Consider the following 14,734-nt stretch of genomic DNA (forward strand, 5'->3'; position numbering starts at 1 on the left):
GAGCTACACTTCCTGGGGGCCAACCATAACCCAGATCAGGCCATCGGTCAGCTGCGCAGCCCCGGCGCCTCCTGCCCGGTGCTTTGCACATATTCGGTATAGCCCCCGCCATAGGCATGCACGCCCTCGGGCGTCAGCTCCAGCACTCGGTTGGACAGCGCCGCGAGGAAATGCCGGTCGTGCGACACAAACAGCATCGTGCCTTCATATTGGCTAAGCGCGGTGATCAGCATTTCCTTGGTGGCGATATCAAGGTGGTTGGTCGGTTCGTCGAGCACGAGGAAGTTTGGGGGATCGAACAGCATCATCCCCATCACGAGCCGCGCCTTTTCACCGCCCGAGAGCACCCGGCACTTCTTGTCGATCTCGTCGCCCGAAAACCCGAACGCTCCCGCCAGCGCGCGAAGGGGCGCCTGACCCGCCTGCGGAAACGAGCTTTCTAGCTGCTGGAACACGGTCAGATCGCCATCGAGTACATCCATGGCGTGCTGGGCAAAATAGGCCATCTTGACCGATGGCCCGCGCGACACCGTGCCGGCGTCCGGCTCGGTCGTGCCGGTCACGAGCTTGAGGAGGGTCGATTTACCCGCGCCATTGACCCCCATGATGCACCAGCGCTCCTTGCGCCGCACATGAAAGTCGAGCCCGTCATAGATCGAGCGGCTGCCATAGCTCTTGCTCACGCCTTTGAGCAGCGCCACGTCCTCGCCCGAGCGGGGCGCGGGGCGGAACTCGAAATCCACCGTCTGGCGCCGCTTGGGCGGCTCGACCCGGTCGATCTTGTCGAGCTTTTTCACCCGGCTCTGCACCTGCGCCGCGTGGCTGGCGCGCGCCTTGAAACGGGCGATGAAATCGAGCTCCTTGGCCAGCATCGCCTGCTGGCGCTCGAATTGCGCCTGCTGGTTCTTTTCGGCAATGGCGCGCTGCTGCTGATAAAACTCGTAATTACCCGAATAGGTGGTGAGCCCGCCCGCATCGATCTCGACGATCTTGGTGCAGATGCGGTTCATGAATTCGCGGTCGTGCGAGGTCATGAACAGCGCGCCCTGATAGTTCTGCAGAAACGCTTCCAGCCAGATCAGCGATTCCAGGTCGAGGTGGTTGCTTGGCTCGTCGAGCAGCAGCGCAGCGGGGCGCATCAACAGGATACGCGCCAGCGCCACGCGCATCTTCCAGCCGCCGGACAGCTTGCCGACATCGCCGTCCATCATCTCCTGGGAAAAACCCAGCCCATCGAGCACTTCGCGCGCCCGTCCATCGAGCGAATAGCCGTCCAGTTCCTCGAACTGGTGCTGCACTTCGCCATAGCGCTCGATGATGGCGTCCATCTCGTCGGCCTTGTCGGGGTCGCCCATATCAGCTTCGAGCGCCCGCATCTCGCTGATCAGCGCACTGACCGGCCCAGCGCCGTCCATCACTTCGGACACGACGCTGCGCCCGCTCATCTCGCCCACATCCTGGCTGAAATAACCAATGGTGATGCCGCGATCCGCCGAAACCTGGCCCTCGTCGGGCTGCTCCTCGCCGGTGATCAGGCGGAACAGCGTGGTTTTGCCGGCTCCATTGGGGCCAACCAGTCCCACTTTTTCGCCCTTCAACAAGCTGGCCGAGGCATCGATAAAGACGATCTGCTTGCCGTTTTGCTTGCCGATATTGTCGAGGCGGATCATGCGCTGTGGTGTCCAAACTAATCCGCCGCCATGAATGGCGGCGGTGAAAAATCTTTGGCACCGATTACAGCAGATTGGCGCGTCCCGAAAGCCACCCCGGCCATGGCACGTTGCCGCTCCGCCGTTTCGTGGTTGGCAACTGCTGAAAGCTGGCGCCCCTCAGGCGCGCCTCGCCTTGCGCAGACCGGCGGAAAACTGATGCGCTTCCACATCCCGCACAAACCGCGCCAGCAGCCCGTTGAAGAGTTCGGCCTGGCTCCAGAACGGCGAATGGCCCGCCGCTGGAATGGTCAGGCATTTTCCGGTCCAGAGCTGTGGAACGGTCAGAGTTTCGAGGTAATGCAGGCGCACCACCGGATCATCGCTGCCATTAACCAGGGCGATGGGGATCTCAGCCGATTCCACGACCCGCTTCTGGTCGGCGCCATCGCCTCGCATCATGCTCCTGAAAAAATTCTGCCGCAGCCGCCCGTCGGCGCGGGCAAGCGCCTGCCTGTTGAGCTCATCTGGCTCGCCCTCGCCATAGCACATGGCAAGAAAGCGCCTTGCGTCGCGTGGGGTAAACTCAGGCTTGCTGGCCAGCAGCATATCCCAGCTTGGTCGGAACCCGCGCAGCATCCCAATCGGGCCCTTGGCCACTGGCGGCGTGCCGACCAGCATGGCGCCGCTGATCCAAGCACTGCGGGCGATCATTTCGATGGCGATATGGCCGCCCAGCGACCAGCCGCACACCGCGACCTGGTTGAGATTGAGCTGGCCCAGCACCTCAAGAACCGCCTCGGCCAGATGCGTGAGGCTATAGCCGTCCAGATCCACTGCATCGGTGGAATGCCCATGCCCGGGCAGGTCCACCGCGAGGAGGCGGAGCGGCTGCAGCATTGGGCTGTCGAACTGCCGGCGGAACGCATCGGTCGAAGCGCCGGAACCATGCAGCAACAGGAGCGGGTATCCGGCGCCCCCGCTGTCGCGCAAGGCAATATCAGAATAGCGTGTCCTGATGACTTTGCTTCTGGCCCGCATAGCAGAGGCTCCCTTCGGACCACCAATGCCCCTCTAAGTTTGCGGAAGCCTTAAGCGGCATCCTTAACCGAATTATTCGGTCCGGAGCCGATGATAAGTTGACACTCCCCCGGCCTTGTCGGCAAATGACAGTCTCCAAACCGAGAGGTCCAATTGAACTCCGCGCTTGATCTTATCGTCACTGTCATCAGTTGGAGCGTTGTGGCCCAGCACATTTGGGCAACAAGAGGACACTTTGTTTCGGACAAGATGCAGTGGCCCGCAGCTTTGCTCGCGGCGCTTGTTCTGCTAACCGCGATCATATACACCGTCATTATTTGGAGCGATGAACAGCCTATATTGGCAAAATCGGTCGGCTTACTTCTGGAGCTGGCGGCCATGGCTTTGTTCTGGTCGGCCATTCACGCCTCACGCTACGCGCAGCTGCGCTTTGCCTTTGACGCAAATCAGCCCAGGACGCTGTTGCAGAGCGGCCCCTACCGCTATGTGCGGCACCCCTTCTACACGTCCTATATTCTGTTCTGGGCGGGGTGGGCGATAGCGGCCTGGTCGCCCCTGGCCATTCCGACCCTGGTTGCCATCGTCGTCATGTACATCCTGGCTGCACGGGGCGAGGAGCGGCATTTTGCCGGCACGTCCATGTCCAGCGACTACGAGGCCTATCGGGCCCGAGCCGGTCTTTTCTGGCCCCGTTTGTCGCGGTCGGGGGCTCGCAACCAGCAAGTGGGTAACTAGCGGCGGGCCGTGCCCGCCGCTCGGGACTTACCAGGACGTAGCGATATATTTGGCTTCGGTGAATTCCAGCAGGCCATGATGGGCCCCTTCGCGTCCGAGCCCACTCTGCTTGACCCCGCCAAAGGGGGCAGCAGGATCGGATACGAGGCCGCGATTGAGCGCAATCATCCCACTCTCGATCCGCTCGGAGACCCGCAGGCCCCGGGCCAGATCACCGGAATAGACATAGGCCACGAGCCCATATTCGGTGTCATTGGCCAGCCGGATAGCTTCCTCTTCGCTGTCGAAGGCAACGATTGGCGCCACCGGCCCAAAGATCTCTTCATGCACCAGCGCAGCCTCGGGGCTCACATCGGCCAGAATGGTAGCTTCGTAATAGAACCCCTTGCGCTCGGGGGCCGAGCCGCCCGTCACCACGCGCGCACCGCGCGACACCGCATCGCTCACCAGCGAAGCCACCTTGTCGCGGCTCTTGGCATTGACCAGCGGTCCCAGCTGCGTTGTGGGATGATAGCCCGGCCCAACCTGCAGCGCCTTCATGCGCGCCGCGAACTTGTCGGCAAAGGCTTCCAGCACGCCGCGCTGCACATAAAAGCGGTTGGCGGCCGTGCAGGCCTCCCCGCCATTGCGCATCTTGGCGATCATCGCGCCGTCCACCGCCGCATCGATATCGGCGTCGTCGAACACCACGAACGGGGCATTGCCGCCCAGTTCCATGGAGCAATTGATCACCTGGTCGGCCGCTTCCTTGAGCAGCACGCGCCCGACTTCAGTCGAGCCGGTAAAGGACAGCTTGCGCACCCGCGGATCATGCAGCATGGCGCTGATCACCGGGCCCGACTTGCCGGTCGTGACCACATTGACCACGCCATCGGGCACCCCCGCTTCGGCGAGGATTTCGGCCATGGCATAGGCGGTCAGCGGCGTTTCGGTCGCGGGCTTGAGGATGCAGGTGCAGCCTGCCGCCAGCGCCGGCCCGATCTTGCGCGTCGCCATTGCCGCGGGGAAATTCCACGGCGTCACCAGCACGGCAATGCCCACCGGCTGGTACTGCACGATGATGCGGTTGTTGCCGCTCGGCGCCATCGAGATTTCGCCGTTGAGCCGCACGCCTTCCTCGGCATACCAGCGGAAGAACTCGGCCGCATAGGCCACCTCGCCCCGCGCATCGGGCAGCGCCTTGCCATTCTCGCGCGAGATCAACTCAGCCAGCCATTCGGCGCGTTCGGTCATCAGGCCATAGGCCTTCATCAAGATGCCGCTGCGCTTGCGCGGTGCAGTTGCGGCCCAGCCTGCCGCAGCGGCAGCGGCAGCATCCACCGCCGCAATGCCATCCTCGATGCTGGCATTGGCAACGGTGGTGATCACCTCTTCGGTGGAGGGATCGAACACATCAATCCGCTCCCCGCTTGAGGCGGGACGCCAACGGCCGCCAATAAACAGATCGGTGGCGAGATTGTCGTAATCGCCCTGGGCGCGGATTGCTGATGACTGGGACATGGGAACTGCCTTTGGTTCAATGGCGGCGCAGGCGATCGCGATCGCCGGCATGAGCTGCTTGGACAATCTGCTGCATGGCAGCCAGATCGAGAGGTCGTGGATTGTTGTTGACGAGCCGGGCCGACAGCAGCGACTGCTCGGCGACCCAGTCGAGCCGCTCGACGGGAACGCCCAATTCGGCCAGGGTGCGCGGAATACCCAAGGTGGCAAAGAGTTCGGCAACGGCTTCGATCGCGGCATCGGCCAATTGCGCCTCCTCGCCTTGCGTGATGCCGAACAGGCGGGCGATCTCGGCGAACTCCGGCCCGCAGGCTGATCGGTTGAAGTCCATCACATAGGGCATCAGCACCGCCACCCCAAGCCCATGGGCGGTCTTGGTCAGCGCCCCCACGGGATATTGAATGGCATGGGCGGCCGCCGTGCCGGCCACGCCAAAGGCCTGCCCCGCGCAAAGCGCGCCATACATCACCTGCTCGCGCGCGCTCGCATTGCCCCCATCGGCCACAGCCGCCGCGAGATTGCCCGCCAGCGCGGCAATGGCGATCCGCGCCTGCGCGTCGCTCTGGGTGTTCTTGCCGATAAACACCTGCTGGAGGGCGCGCCCCGGGTCCATCGGGTGCTTGATGGCGGTAAACGCCTCGATCGCATGGGTCAGCGCATCTGCCCCCGCCACCGCCGTCAGCCCGGGCGGGCAGGTCGCGGTCAGCTCGGGATCGCAGACCGCCACTTCCGGGATCAGATAAGGGCTGGAAATCCCCACCTTGGAGATCCGCACCGGATCGGCCAGCACCGCCACGGGCGTCACCTCCGAGCCCGTCCCTGCCGTGGTCGGCACCGCCACCACCGGCAACACCGGGCCGGGCACCTTGAACTCGCCGTAGAATTCGGAAAGCTCGTCGCCATGCGTCAGGGTGAGCGCCACCAGCTTGGCAAGGTCAAGGCAACTGCCCCCGCCAATGCCCACGATCACATCGGGACCAAACGCGCGCGCCTTAGCCGTCGCCTCCGCGATACAGGCCAGCGGCAATTCGGCGATGGTGCCGTCATAAAGCTCCGTGCGCAGCCCCGCCCCTTCCAGCGCCGCGCGGATCGCGCTGAGCTTGGGGTCCTGGTTGAACCGCTCGTCGGAGCACAGGAGGACGCGCTGACCCAGCCCCGCCACGATGGCGGGCAGCGCCTGCCGTTGGCCGGCGCCAAAATAGATCGCCCGCGGACTGCGGATGGCGCCATAGATGCTCATGTCAGCTCTTTCGTTGTGGAAGCCGGATCACCGGCCAATTCGCATAATTTGGCCCAAAGCGGCTCGGGCAAGGCAATACCCGTTTGGAGCCGCTCCGCCCGCACGCGCATCGCCCGGTCGCCCGGCACCGCTACCTTGCGCGCCCCCTCGGCATCGCCCGAAGCGCGCACCAGGTCGAGATAAGCGGCTATCCGCGCCGACGTGCCCGGCTGCAAATCTGGATCAATCAGGATGAACACATCGCCCTTGGTGGCGGGCCGGGTCGAATCGAGCGTTCCAGTGACGTCGCGCCCGATCGCAGAATCGGTCAGCGCCACCACCAGCAGTTCAAGCGCCAGCCCCAGCGCATAGCCCTTCGCCTCCCCAAATGGCGCAATTGAGCCCTTTTTAGCGGCCTCCGGGTCGGTAGTCGGCTCCCCCTCGGCATCCAGCGCCCAGCCTTCGGGCAATTCCTGCCCGCGCTGCGCGTAATCATAGATCTCGCCCATGGACACCAAACTGGTCGCCATATCGAGCACAAAGGGCTGCCCGGGCTGCGGCACCCCGATCGCCACCGGATTGGTGCCCAGCACCGGCTGGCGCCCGCCCCAGGCATGCACCAGCGCTTCGCTCGTCGTGAACCCGAGCGTTACCAGCCCTTCGCGCGCCAGCTTTTCGGCATACCAGGCCAGCATGCCCAGATGATTGCTGTGCGCAATCGCCACCACCACGACTCCACTCTGCCGCGCCCGCTCGGCCGCAAGCTCCAGCGCCGCCATCGCCACCACCGGCCCCAGCCCATCCTCGCCGTTGACCTGTAGGAAATTCTCGCTCCGCCAGGTCATGTTGCCGGTCGCGGTGGGGCTGGTCACGCCATTGGCCATGCGGTCGGTCAAGCGCGGCAACCGCAGCAAGCCGTGCGACGGGCGCCCCCGCAGCTCTGCCTCCAGCAGCAGATCCACCTGCAGCGCCGCTGCGTCCGGGGGAACCCCAGCTCGCCTCAGCGCCGCTTCACTCACCCGCCGAGCATCTTCCGCGGCAATATTGATCATAACTATATCCTATCCGATACGATTTAGCGGCAGCACACCCGCGAAGTCAAGCACCTGCTCCGTGCTGGAAGCGATTGCCTTGGCCACGCCAATCGGCATAGCTGCGCCTTGATTTGCGGGGCAACCCATCGCCCCACCCAGCAGTGGATTGATCTCATGCACCAACATCTCGCTTCACCACCCCAGGCCCGCCAGGCGGTGCTTGATCTGGCTCCGTCCCGCATCCGGGAGGTTGCCAATGCCGGCATGGATCGCAGCGATGTGGTTCCGTTCTGGTTTGGTGAAAGCGATCAGCCCACCCCCGCCTTTATCCGCGCCGCCGCGGTGGAATCGCTGGAGCGCAACAACACCTTTTATACTCAAAATCTGGGCCGCCCCGCGCTGCGCACCGCGATCGCGAGCTACATTTCCCGCCTGCGCAACATCACCCTCGGCCCCGACCGCGTCGGCGTTACCAGCTCTGGCGTATCGGCCCTGATGTTGGGCAGCCAGCTCGTCCTATCCCCGGGCGATCGGGTAGTTGTCGTCACCCCCATCTGGCCCAACATCGCCGAGATCCCCAAGATCCTCGGCGCCGAGGTCACCCGGTTCCCCCTCAGCGTCATCAACAACCGCTGGCAGCTTGACCTCGACCACCTGCTCGCCACCCTTACCGACGACGTGCGCATGCTCGTCATCAACTCGCCCAACAACCCCACCGGCTGGACCATCAGCCCCGAGCAGCAGGCCGCCATCCTCGCCCATTGCCGCCAGCGCGGCATCTGGATCTTGTCGGACGAAGTTTATGACCGGCTGGTGTTCACCCCAGGCCAAACCGCCGCCCCCTCCATGCTCTCGGTCGCCGATCCCGAAGATCGCCTCATCGTCGTCAACAGCTTTTCCAAAACCTGGCGCATGACCGGCTGGCGGCTGGGCTGGCTGGTGCTGCCCACCAACCTCGTGCCCCAGCTCGAAAAGCTCATCGAATACAACACCTCCTGCGTGCCCGAATTCGTCCAGTCCGGGGGTCTCGCCGCCCTCACCGATCCGGCCAGCGCCGCCACCGTCACGCAGATCCACCGTGAACTGGGGGAGGCCCGCGCCACCCTGCTGACAGCCCTGCGCCAGCTGCCCGGCGTCACCCTGCCGGAAGCTGATGGCGCTATGTACGCCTTTTTCCGCGTCGACGGCCATGCCGACTCGCTGGCCCTTGCCAAGCGCCTCGTGGCCGAAGCGGGGCTGGGGCTTGCGCCGGGGAGTGCGTTTGGCGATGAAGGCGAAGGCTGGCTGCGCTGGTGCTTTGCCGCGGCGCCGGAACGCATCAATACCGGCGTCGACCGGCTGCGCTCGTTCTTGAGGCAAAGTTGAATCGCATTGGCAACGCGCGGCCTTCAGCCGCGTTCTGCCACCATGTTGCGCACCTCACTGCTTACCGTCATGCTGCTTTTGTCCTCGCTGGCGCTCGCCCAGGAAGCGCCCGAGGCGGTTCCGCCCATGCCGCGGGACCGGCCCGAAAGCCTGACCGACGCGCCCCCAGCGGATGCAACAGCGCCCGCCGACGCCGAGGCGGAAGCCCCCGACGCTGACGCAAACGCGCCCGAGGCCGGCGCCGAGCGACCTAAGGCCGATCCGGACGCACCCGAAGCCGAGCAACCGCCCGCGGATGCCGCACCCGCCGCGCAAGAACCCGCCGCGCCCGCCAAGGTCGCCGAACCCGCCGAGCCGCCTCGCCCCTATCAGACCCAGTGCCCCGCTGTGATCGGCGGCCAGATCGAAGCCAAGCTGCTGCCCCCCATCGATGAAGGCGAATGCGGCACCCAGTCCCCCCTGGCGGTCACCGGGATCCTGGTCAATGGCCGCATGGTGCCGCTGTCGGGCGAAGCCACCCTCACCTGCGAAGTGGCCACGACGCTGCCGCAATGGGGCGAGGCGATCGATGGCTATCTGCAGGCGCGCGAAAACACCGAACTGGCCAGCCTTGATGTCGGCACCAACTATAATTGCCGTGCCCGGGTTGGCGGCAGTTCCGATCGCCTTTCCGAGCACGGCATGGCCAATGCGCTCGATGTGGTCGGCTTTACCTTTGCCGATGGCCGCACCGTCACGGTCGAAGGCGATTGGCCCGCCGCCGACGCGCCCGAGGGCAAGTTCCTGCGCTTTGCCCATGATGCGGCCTGTTCGAGCTTTTCCACCACACTTGGGCCCGAAGCCAATGCCGAACACCACGACCATTTCCATGTGGATATGGGCTGCCATGGCGCGGCCTGTCAGGCCCGCCTCTGTGAATAGGGTTTAATCGGGGCAACTCGGGCTGACATGGGGCGTTGAGGTGGCAACTGCTTGTCCTGAGATCAATTATGAACTTTGCCGCCCGGCTCTCCCTCCCCCTGCTTCTCGTCGCCTTCTCCCTTCCAACCACCGCCCAACAGCTCCCTGCCGCTTCACCGTCTCCCCTGACGCCCGAAGCGATCAATGCTGCGAGCCTTGAGCCGCTGCTGCCGCTCTTTGCCGTCCCCTTGCCGGACGAAAGTGCCGAGCCCTTGCCACCGCCCCCGCAGAACGAAGGCGCCACCGACCTGTCAGCCGAGGCTGAGGGACCCAAGCTGCCCGACCCAGCCATCGCGCGCCTCCAGATCCTTCTCGACCGTGCCGGCGTTTCTCCTGGCGTCATCGATGGCTATGACGGCGCCAATGTCCGCAAGGCTGTGATGGCTTTTGCTGCCATTAATGGCCTGCCCGGCAATGGCGCACTTGATCCTGCAGTGCTGGCGCGCCTCGAAACCCCTGACCCGGCCGTAATGGCCTACACCATCACGGCCGAGGACGTTGCCGATATCGTTGAGCCGCTCCCCAGCGACTACGCCGAATTGGCCGAGCGCGAATCCCTCGGCTATACGAGCGTCGCCGAAGCGCTTGCCGAAAAATTCCACATGGATGTGAATTTCATCGAGACGTTGAATCCGGGCGCAAGCTTTGTCGAAGGCGAAGAAATTGCCGTGGCCGCCCCAGGCGCTGACCTGCAGGGCATGGTCGCCACCATCGAGGCCGACAAGCGCATGGGCATGCTGCGCGCCTATGATGCCACCGGTCGCCTTCTTGTCGCTTATCCCGCGACCATCGGCAGCGAGGACAATCCTTCACCCTCGGGTACGCACATGGTGGAGGTCGTCGTGCTCGATCCCGATTATACCTACAATCCTGAGGTCAATTTCCAGCAGGGCGACAACACCGAGGTGCTGACCTTGCCGCCTGGCCCCAATGGCCCGGTCGGTACGGTCTGGATCGACCTGTCCGAGCCCACCTACGGCATCCATGGCACGCCCGAGCCCTCCAAGATCGACAAAACCGGCTCGCACGGCTGCGTGCGCCTGACCAATTGGGATGCCCGCGAACTGGCCGCCATGGTTGAGCCAGGCGTTCCCGTCACCTTCATCGAATAAGCAGGCTTCTCGTCGTGCCGGCCCCTCGGGTCGGCGCGGTTGCCCTCGCGACCTGGATCCGTCTTCAATCAGTTCCGCCGCAGGCCCGCTCCACCCGGTCGCGCCCGGGCATCGCGGCGAAAATCACTGGGTGCCATGCCGGCGATCTTGCGGAAGGATTTGTTGAAGGCGCTGAGCGAGCCAAAGCCGCTTTCCATCGCCACATGGAGCACATTGGCATCTTCCTGCATCAGCAGCGCCTGCGCATAGGAGAGCCGCAGCAGATTGACGTATTCGTTGAGCGTCATCCCGGTGGATTTCTTGAACACGGACATGGCGTATTTCGGGTGGATATCGGCCGAGGAGGCAATATCGGCCGAACAGATATCATGCCGGAAATTGCCGGCAATGAAATCGCAGATGCTGCTGACATTGCTGAAGGATTGCTGGTCCAGCCCTTCGAGCGCACCCTTGCTCGCCCCACCCGGTTCGACGAGATAACAGGGCTCGAACTGCACGCGCTCGATGCGCAGCAGTAATTCGTTGATGGCGTGATCGGCGCGCTTCTCATCGCCCGGTTGCATATAGCGCGACCAGCGGTTGAAATTGCCGGCATCCGTGCCGTCGGGTGTGCTGGTCACGAGCGTCGCGCCCCGCATCAGCTTTTCCGACATATCAGCGGGCAGCCTTAGCCGGAAGAAATGCACCAGCGGCAGGTGGATCGCCACAAAGAACGCGTCCTCGGAGGTGTCGATCACCTGGTGCGGCAACCCGCCCCAGAACATGCAGAGGTCATTGGCCTTGAGGGCTACATTATGCCCATGCATCCGGTACTCCACCGTACCGCTAAAGATGTAATTGATCTCCACCTGCGCGTGCCAATGGGGCGTGTTCATGATGCCTGGCTGCTCGTGGCTGACCACCAGAGTATTGGGCACGCGCTCCACCGCGCTCTTTGCAGGCTCCCAGAAGCGTTTTTCCAACTTCTTACTTTCCGGCAACTTGGCATTCCCTTTCGGAGGGACGCCGGGCACCACATGAGTAGCTTAGAAAGCGCTCAAGGGAAGAGCAAATAAAAAGGGAGGACTTTCATGCGCATTCATCTTGCCTGCGCCACGCTGGCGCTCGCCACCGCCATGGCGACTGGCTCGGCCTCGGCTCAGTCGGGCGATATCACCATTTGGAGCTGGGATTCGGCCGCACTCGCGCTGCAGTCCACCATTGCGGGCTTTAATGCCCAACACCCCGACATCACAGTTACGGTCGAAGACCTTGGCAACCAGCAGGTCTTTGACAAGCTGCTGGCCGGCTGTGCTGCCGGCGGCGCCGGCCTGCCCGACATCGTCACCGTCGAAAACGGTGAAGCGGAGATCTTCTGGAACCAGTTCCCGGACTGCTTTGTCGACCAGACCACCCTCGGCTACACCGCCGAGACCGCCGCTATGTTCCCGGACTTCAAGCTCACCGAGCTTAAGGTTGGTGACGCTGTTTACGCCATGCCATGGGATTCAGGCCCGGTCGCGGTGTTTTATCGCCGTGACTACTACGAAAAAGCCGGCGTTGATCCGGCCACCATCCAGACCTGGGACGATTTCATCGCCGCCGGCAAAAAGATCATGGAGGCCAATCCGAACGTCGTCATGACCCAGGCCGACTTCAACGGCGGCTCTGAAGTCTTCCAGATGATGGCCAATGAGCAGAACTGCGGCTATTTCAGCCCGGACGGCACCGAGATCACCATCGCCCAAACCGGTTGTGTTGCAGCCCTGGGTAAACTCAAGGAAATGAACGACGCCGGCATCATCACCGCGGCTGATTGGGGTGGCAAGATCCAGTCCAACGGGGCCGGCACTGTCGCCACCCAGATCTTTGGCGGCTGGTATGAAGGCACCTTGCGCAACAGCGCGCCCGATAGCGCCGGCCAATGGGGCGTTTACCTCCTCCCCAGCATGACGGCTGACGGCGCCCGTGCTGCCAATCTGGGCGGCTCCTCGCTCGCCATCACCTCGGCCGGCGACGCGCCCGAGGCCGCTTTCGCCTATCTCACATATGCTCTGGGCACGGTGGACGGCCAGATCACCATGCTGCGCGAGCACGGCATTGTGCCCTCCCTCAACGCTGCACTCGAAGACCCGTTTGTCAATGAGCCCCTGCCTTATTGGGGGGGCCAGCCGATCTGGGCCGATATTCTGGCGACCCTGCCCAAGATCAAGCCGATCCGCGGCACCGCATTTTTTGCCGATGCGGACGCCATCTTCCGTCAGGTGCAGACCAGCTACCTCGCGGGAAATTACCCCTCCGCACAAGAAGCCATGGCGGACGCCGCCGGTCAGATTGCGGACGTCACCGGTCTGCCGGTCGCCCAATAACCAAGTTCGGGCGGCTCACTTGCGAGCCGCCCGAACCAAGCGCCCAAAGCGGAACGGGAGGCTCCACTTCATGCGGCTGCGTACGCGAACCGCCTACGGCTTCTTGCTGCCCTATTTGCTGATCTTTCTCGCCTTCTGGATCTGGCCGATCATCAACTCGTTTTGGCTGAGCTTCCTGGCGACCCGCACCAATCCTTGGGTGTTCAATCCCGGCTTCAACTGGGGGCGGCTGATCAAGGATCCCGCCTTTTTTAACGCCCTGCGCAATACCCTGCTTATTCTCGTGATCCAGGTGCCGGTGATGATCGCATTGGCGACCGTGCTGGCCGTGCTGCTCAATTCACCTGCGCTCAAGGCGCGCGGCCTCTTCCGCTTTGCATTTTTCGCGCCCGTCGTGGTTGGGGAAGTGGCTTATGCCGCCGTGTTCCGGCTGATGTTCAGTCTCGATTTCGGCATCGTCAACAAGGTGCTGGGGCTGATCGGCATCCGCAAGATCGACTGGTTCAGCCAGCCCTCCTGGGCCATGGCGCTCATCATCATGGCCGTGACTTGGCGGTGGGTGGGCTACAACGCCATCATCATTCTATCGGGGCTCCAAGGCATCCCCGACGACGTTTATGAAGCCGCCACGCTGGACCGGGTCAGCAAGGTCCGGCAGTTCTTTTTCATCACCCTGCCGCTGCTCAAGCCCATTATCCTGTTTTGCGTGGTGCTCTCGATCATTGGCACGATGCAGCTCTTTGCCGAACCCTTCCTGATCACCAATCGCGGCGGCCCCGGCGGCGCGACCGAAACCCTGGGCCTGTTCCTTTACCGCCAAGGCTTCACCGTCCTCAATTTCGGTTATGCCTCGGCGGTCGCCTATACGCTGATGGCACTGGCCGTCGCCATTTCGATGATCAATCTCTGGTTGGGGCGGGAGCCGAAATGAACACCAGATCCGGCAACAAGACCGCTCGAACCTTTGCCCTTCATGCCTTCATGGTGCCGCTGGCGCTCCTTTGGATGTTTCCCTTGTGGATGATGTTGGTGTTCTCGACTCTGCCCGAGAACCGCATCTTCGGGCCCGGCATCAATCTGATTCCCGCCGACCAGTTCGCCACCAACTTCGCCAATCTGCAGGCCGACACCAACTTCCTGCGCGCGCTGGCTATCTCGGTCGGCGTAGCGGTGATCTACACCATCCTGTCGGTGAGCCTGACCTCCATGGCCGGGTGGGCGCTGGCGCGCTACGAGTTCATCGGCAAGCGCGTCGTGCTAGGCATCATCCTGGGCACCCTGACCCTGCCCTATTTCGTGGTCGTCATTCCCCAGTTCATCATGGTCGCGCGCGACTTCAAGCTGGCAAACACCTATATCGCCTTGATCGTGCCGCCCCTCTTCAACTCCCTTGGCGTGCTGTTCATGCGCCAGGCCTTTTCCATGATGCCCAATGACCTGTTCGATGCCGCGCGTGTCGAAGGCGTCAAGGAATGGAAGATTTTTCTTTTCATCGCCCTCCCCCTCGCCCGGCCGACGCTGGCGGCGCTCTGCATCATCCTCTTCCTCGCCTCCTGGAACAATTACCTCTGGCCCCTGCTGATCAACAGCCAGCCAGAGATGATGACCGCCCCCGTGGCGCTGGGCTCGCTGATCGGGCTGACCAAGGTGTCCTGGGGCGGCATCATGGCTGGCGCCGTGCTGCTGACCGCGCCAATGCTCGTCGTCTTCCTCCTCTTGCAGCGCCACTTCATTGCCGGCATCGCAGCCGGCGCCATCAAATAGGAGCGCC

Annotated in this window: 13 protein-coding genes; 7 read left to right on the plus strand and 6 right to left on the minus strand. The window is 63.4% G+C overall.

From position 1 onward, the window contains the following. Positions 1-47 precede the first annotated feature (47 nt). Complete coding sequence (locus tag AC3YOG_RS15410; protein ID WP_489935710.1) at positions 48-1,670, minus strand: ABC-F family ATP-binding cassette domain-containing protein; 1,623 nt, start codon at positions 1,668-1,670, stop codon at positions 48-50. A gap of 159 nt (positions 1,671-1,829) precedes the next feature. After that, on the minus strand, positions 1,830-2,690 hold the full coding sequence (locus tag AC3YOG_RS15415; RefSeq protein ID WP_489935711.1) for an alpha/beta fold hydrolase: 861 nt from the start codon (positions 2,688-2,690) through the stop codon (positions 1,830-1,832). A gap of 249 nt (positions 2,691-2,939) precedes the next feature. Here AC3YOG_RS15415 and AC3YOG_RS15420 point away from each other — a divergent pair, with 249 nt between their 5' ends. Beyond that, entirely contained in the window at positions 2,940-3,425 is a 486-nt protein-coding gene (locus AC3YOG_RS15420) for a methyltransferase family protein (RefSeq protein ID WP_489935921.1), read from the plus strand. A 27-nt stretch (positions 3,426-3,452) separates the two neighbouring features. On the opposite strand, the gene AC3YOG_RS15425 is transcribed toward AC3YOG_RS15420, so the two are convergent. From AC3YOG_RS15425 to AC3YOG_RS15435, 3 genes are read right to left on the minus strand one after another with little or no spacing between them, the layout of a single operon-like run. Next, complete coding sequence (locus AC3YOG_RS15425) at positions 3,453-4,925, minus strand: NAD-dependent succinate-semialdehyde dehydrogenase (RefSeq protein WP_489935712.1); 1,473 nt, start codon at positions 4,923-4,925, stop codon at positions 3,453-3,455. A gap of 16 nt (positions 4,926-4,941) precedes the next feature. After that, positions 4,942-6,165 carry an iron-containing alcohol dehydrogenase gene (locus AC3YOG_RS15430; protein ID WP_489935713.1) on the minus strand — a complete coding sequence of 408 codons (1,224 nt, stop codon included), beginning with the start codon at positions 6,163-6,165 and terminating at the stop codon, positions 4,942-4,944. Continuing rightward, a complete protein-coding gene (locus AC3YOG_RS15435; protein ID WP_489935714.1) occupies positions 6,162-7,196 on the minus strand; it encodes an Ldh family oxidoreductase in 1,035 nt (344 codons plus the stop codon). Before AC3YOG_RS15435 ends, AC3YOG_RS15430 begins: the two co-directional genes overlap by 4 nt. 156 nt (positions 7,197-7,352) lie before the next feature. Between AC3YOG_RS15435 and AC3YOG_RS15440 the strand changes: the two genes are divergently transcribed. From AC3YOG_RS15440 to AC3YOG_RS15450, 3 genes are all read left to right on the plus strand, one after another. Continuing rightward, positions 7,353-8,543: a pyridoxal phosphate-dependent aminotransferase gene (locus tag AC3YOG_RS15440; protein ID WP_489935715.1), complete on the plus strand. Its 1,191-nt coding sequence runs from the start codon at positions 7,353-7,355 to the stop codon at positions 8,541-8,543. Between the two features lie 42 nt (positions 8,544-8,585). Beyond that, entirely contained in the window at positions 8,586-9,464 is an 879-nt protein-coding gene (locus AC3YOG_RS15445) for an extensin-like domain-containing protein (protein WP_489935716.1), read from the plus strand. A gap of 68 nt (positions 9,465-9,532) precedes the next feature. Continuing rightward, positions 9,533-10,615, plus strand: coding sequence for a L,D-transpeptidase family protein (locus tag AC3YOG_RS15450; RefSeq protein ID WP_489935717.1), 1,083 nt, complete (start codon positions 9,533-9,535; stop codon positions 10,613-10,615). A gap of 68 nt (positions 10,616-10,683) precedes the next feature. On the opposite strand, the gene AC3YOG_RS15455 is transcribed toward AC3YOG_RS15450, so the two are convergent. Beyond that, positions 10,684-11,532, minus strand: a complete 849-nt coding sequence (locus tag AC3YOG_RS15455) for a helix-turn-helix domain-containing protein (protein ID WP_489935718.1) — start codon at positions 11,530-11,532, stop codon at positions 10,684-10,686. A 153-nt stretch (positions 11,533-11,685) separates the two neighbouring features. Here AC3YOG_RS15455 and AC3YOG_RS15460 point away from each other — a divergent pair, with 153 nt between their 5' ends. From AC3YOG_RS15460 to AC3YOG_RS15470, 3 genes are all read left to right on the plus strand, one after another. Then, positions 11,686-12,963, plus strand: a complete 1,278-nt coding sequence (locus AC3YOG_RS15460; RefSeq protein WP_489935719.1) for an extracellular solute-binding protein — start codon at positions 11,686-11,688, stop codon at positions 12,961-12,963. A 70-nt stretch (positions 12,964-13,033) separates the two neighbouring features. Beyond that, positions 13,034-13,894: a carbohydrate ABC transporter permease gene (locus AC3YOG_RS15465; RefSeq protein ID WP_489935720.1), complete on the plus strand. Its 861-nt coding sequence runs from the start codon at positions 13,034-13,036 to the stop codon at positions 13,892-13,894. Next, the gene (locus AC3YOG_RS15470) at positions 13,891-14,727 is read left to right on the plus strand and encodes a carbohydrate ABC transporter permease (RefSeq protein WP_489935721.1); all 837 of its coding nucleotides are present in this window, start codon (positions 13,891-13,893) and stop codon (positions 14,725-14,727) included. The genes AC3YOG_RS15465 and AC3YOG_RS15470 overlap by 4 nt, the downstream gene beginning before the upstream one ends. Positions 14,728-14,734 lie beyond the last annotated feature (7 nt).

This window comes from Devosia sp. Z6_126 (assembly GCF_058133495.1).

What these genes read in the sequence shown, in the direction of transcription:
- AC3YOG_RS15460 (WP_489935719.1), top strand. Translation starts at nt 11,686, where the DNA reads ATGCGCATTCATCTTGCCTGCGCCACGCTGGCGCTCGCCACCGCCATG.
- AC3YOG_RS15415 (WP_489935711.1), bottom strand. Translation starts at nt 2,690, where the DNA reads ATGCGGGCCAGAAGCAAAGTCATCAGGACACGCTATTCTGATATTGCC.
- AC3YOG_RS15435 (WP_489935714.1), bottom strand. Translation starts at nt 7,196, where the DNA reads ATGATCAATATTGCCGCGGAAGATGCTCGGCGGGTGAGTGAAGCGGCG.
- AC3YOG_RS15465 (WP_489935720.1), top strand. Translation starts at nt 13,034, where the DNA reads ATGCGGCTGCGTACGCGAACCGCCTACGGCTTCTTGCTGCCCTATTTG.
- AC3YOG_RS15430 (WP_489935713.1), bottom strand. Translation starts at nt 6,165, where the DNA reads ATGAGCATCTATGGCGCCATCCGCAGTCCGCGGGCGATCTATTTTGGC.
- AC3YOG_RS15420 (WP_489935921.1), top strand. Translation starts at nt 2,940, where the DNA reads ATGCAGTGGCCCGCAGCTTTGCTCGCGGCGCTTGTTCTGCTAACCGCG.
- AC3YOG_RS15470 (WP_489935721.1), top strand. Translation starts at nt 13,891, where the DNA reads ATGAACACCAGATCCGGCAACAAGACCGCTCGAACCTTTGCCCTTCAT.
- AC3YOG_RS15445 (WP_489935716.1), top strand. Translation starts at nt 8,586, where the DNA reads ATGTTGCGCACCTCACTGCTTACCGTCATGCTGCTTTTGTCCTCGCTG.
- AC3YOG_RS15450 (WP_489935717.1), top strand. Translation starts at nt 9,533, where the DNA reads ATGAACTTTGCCGCCCGGCTCTCCCTCCCCCTGCTTCTCGTCGCCTTC.
- AC3YOG_RS15440 (WP_489935715.1), top strand. Translation starts at nt 7,353, where the DNA reads ATGCACCAACATCTCGCTTCACCACCCCAGGCCCGCCAGGCGGTGCTT.
- AC3YOG_RS15410 (WP_489935710.1), bottom strand. Translation starts at nt 1,670, where the DNA reads ATGATCCGCCTCGACAATATCGGCAAGCAAAACGGCAAGCAGATCGTC.
- AC3YOG_RS15425 (WP_489935712.1), bottom strand. Translation starts at nt 4,925, where the DNA reads ATGTCCCAGTCATCAGCAATCCGCGCCCAGGGCGATTACGACAATCTC.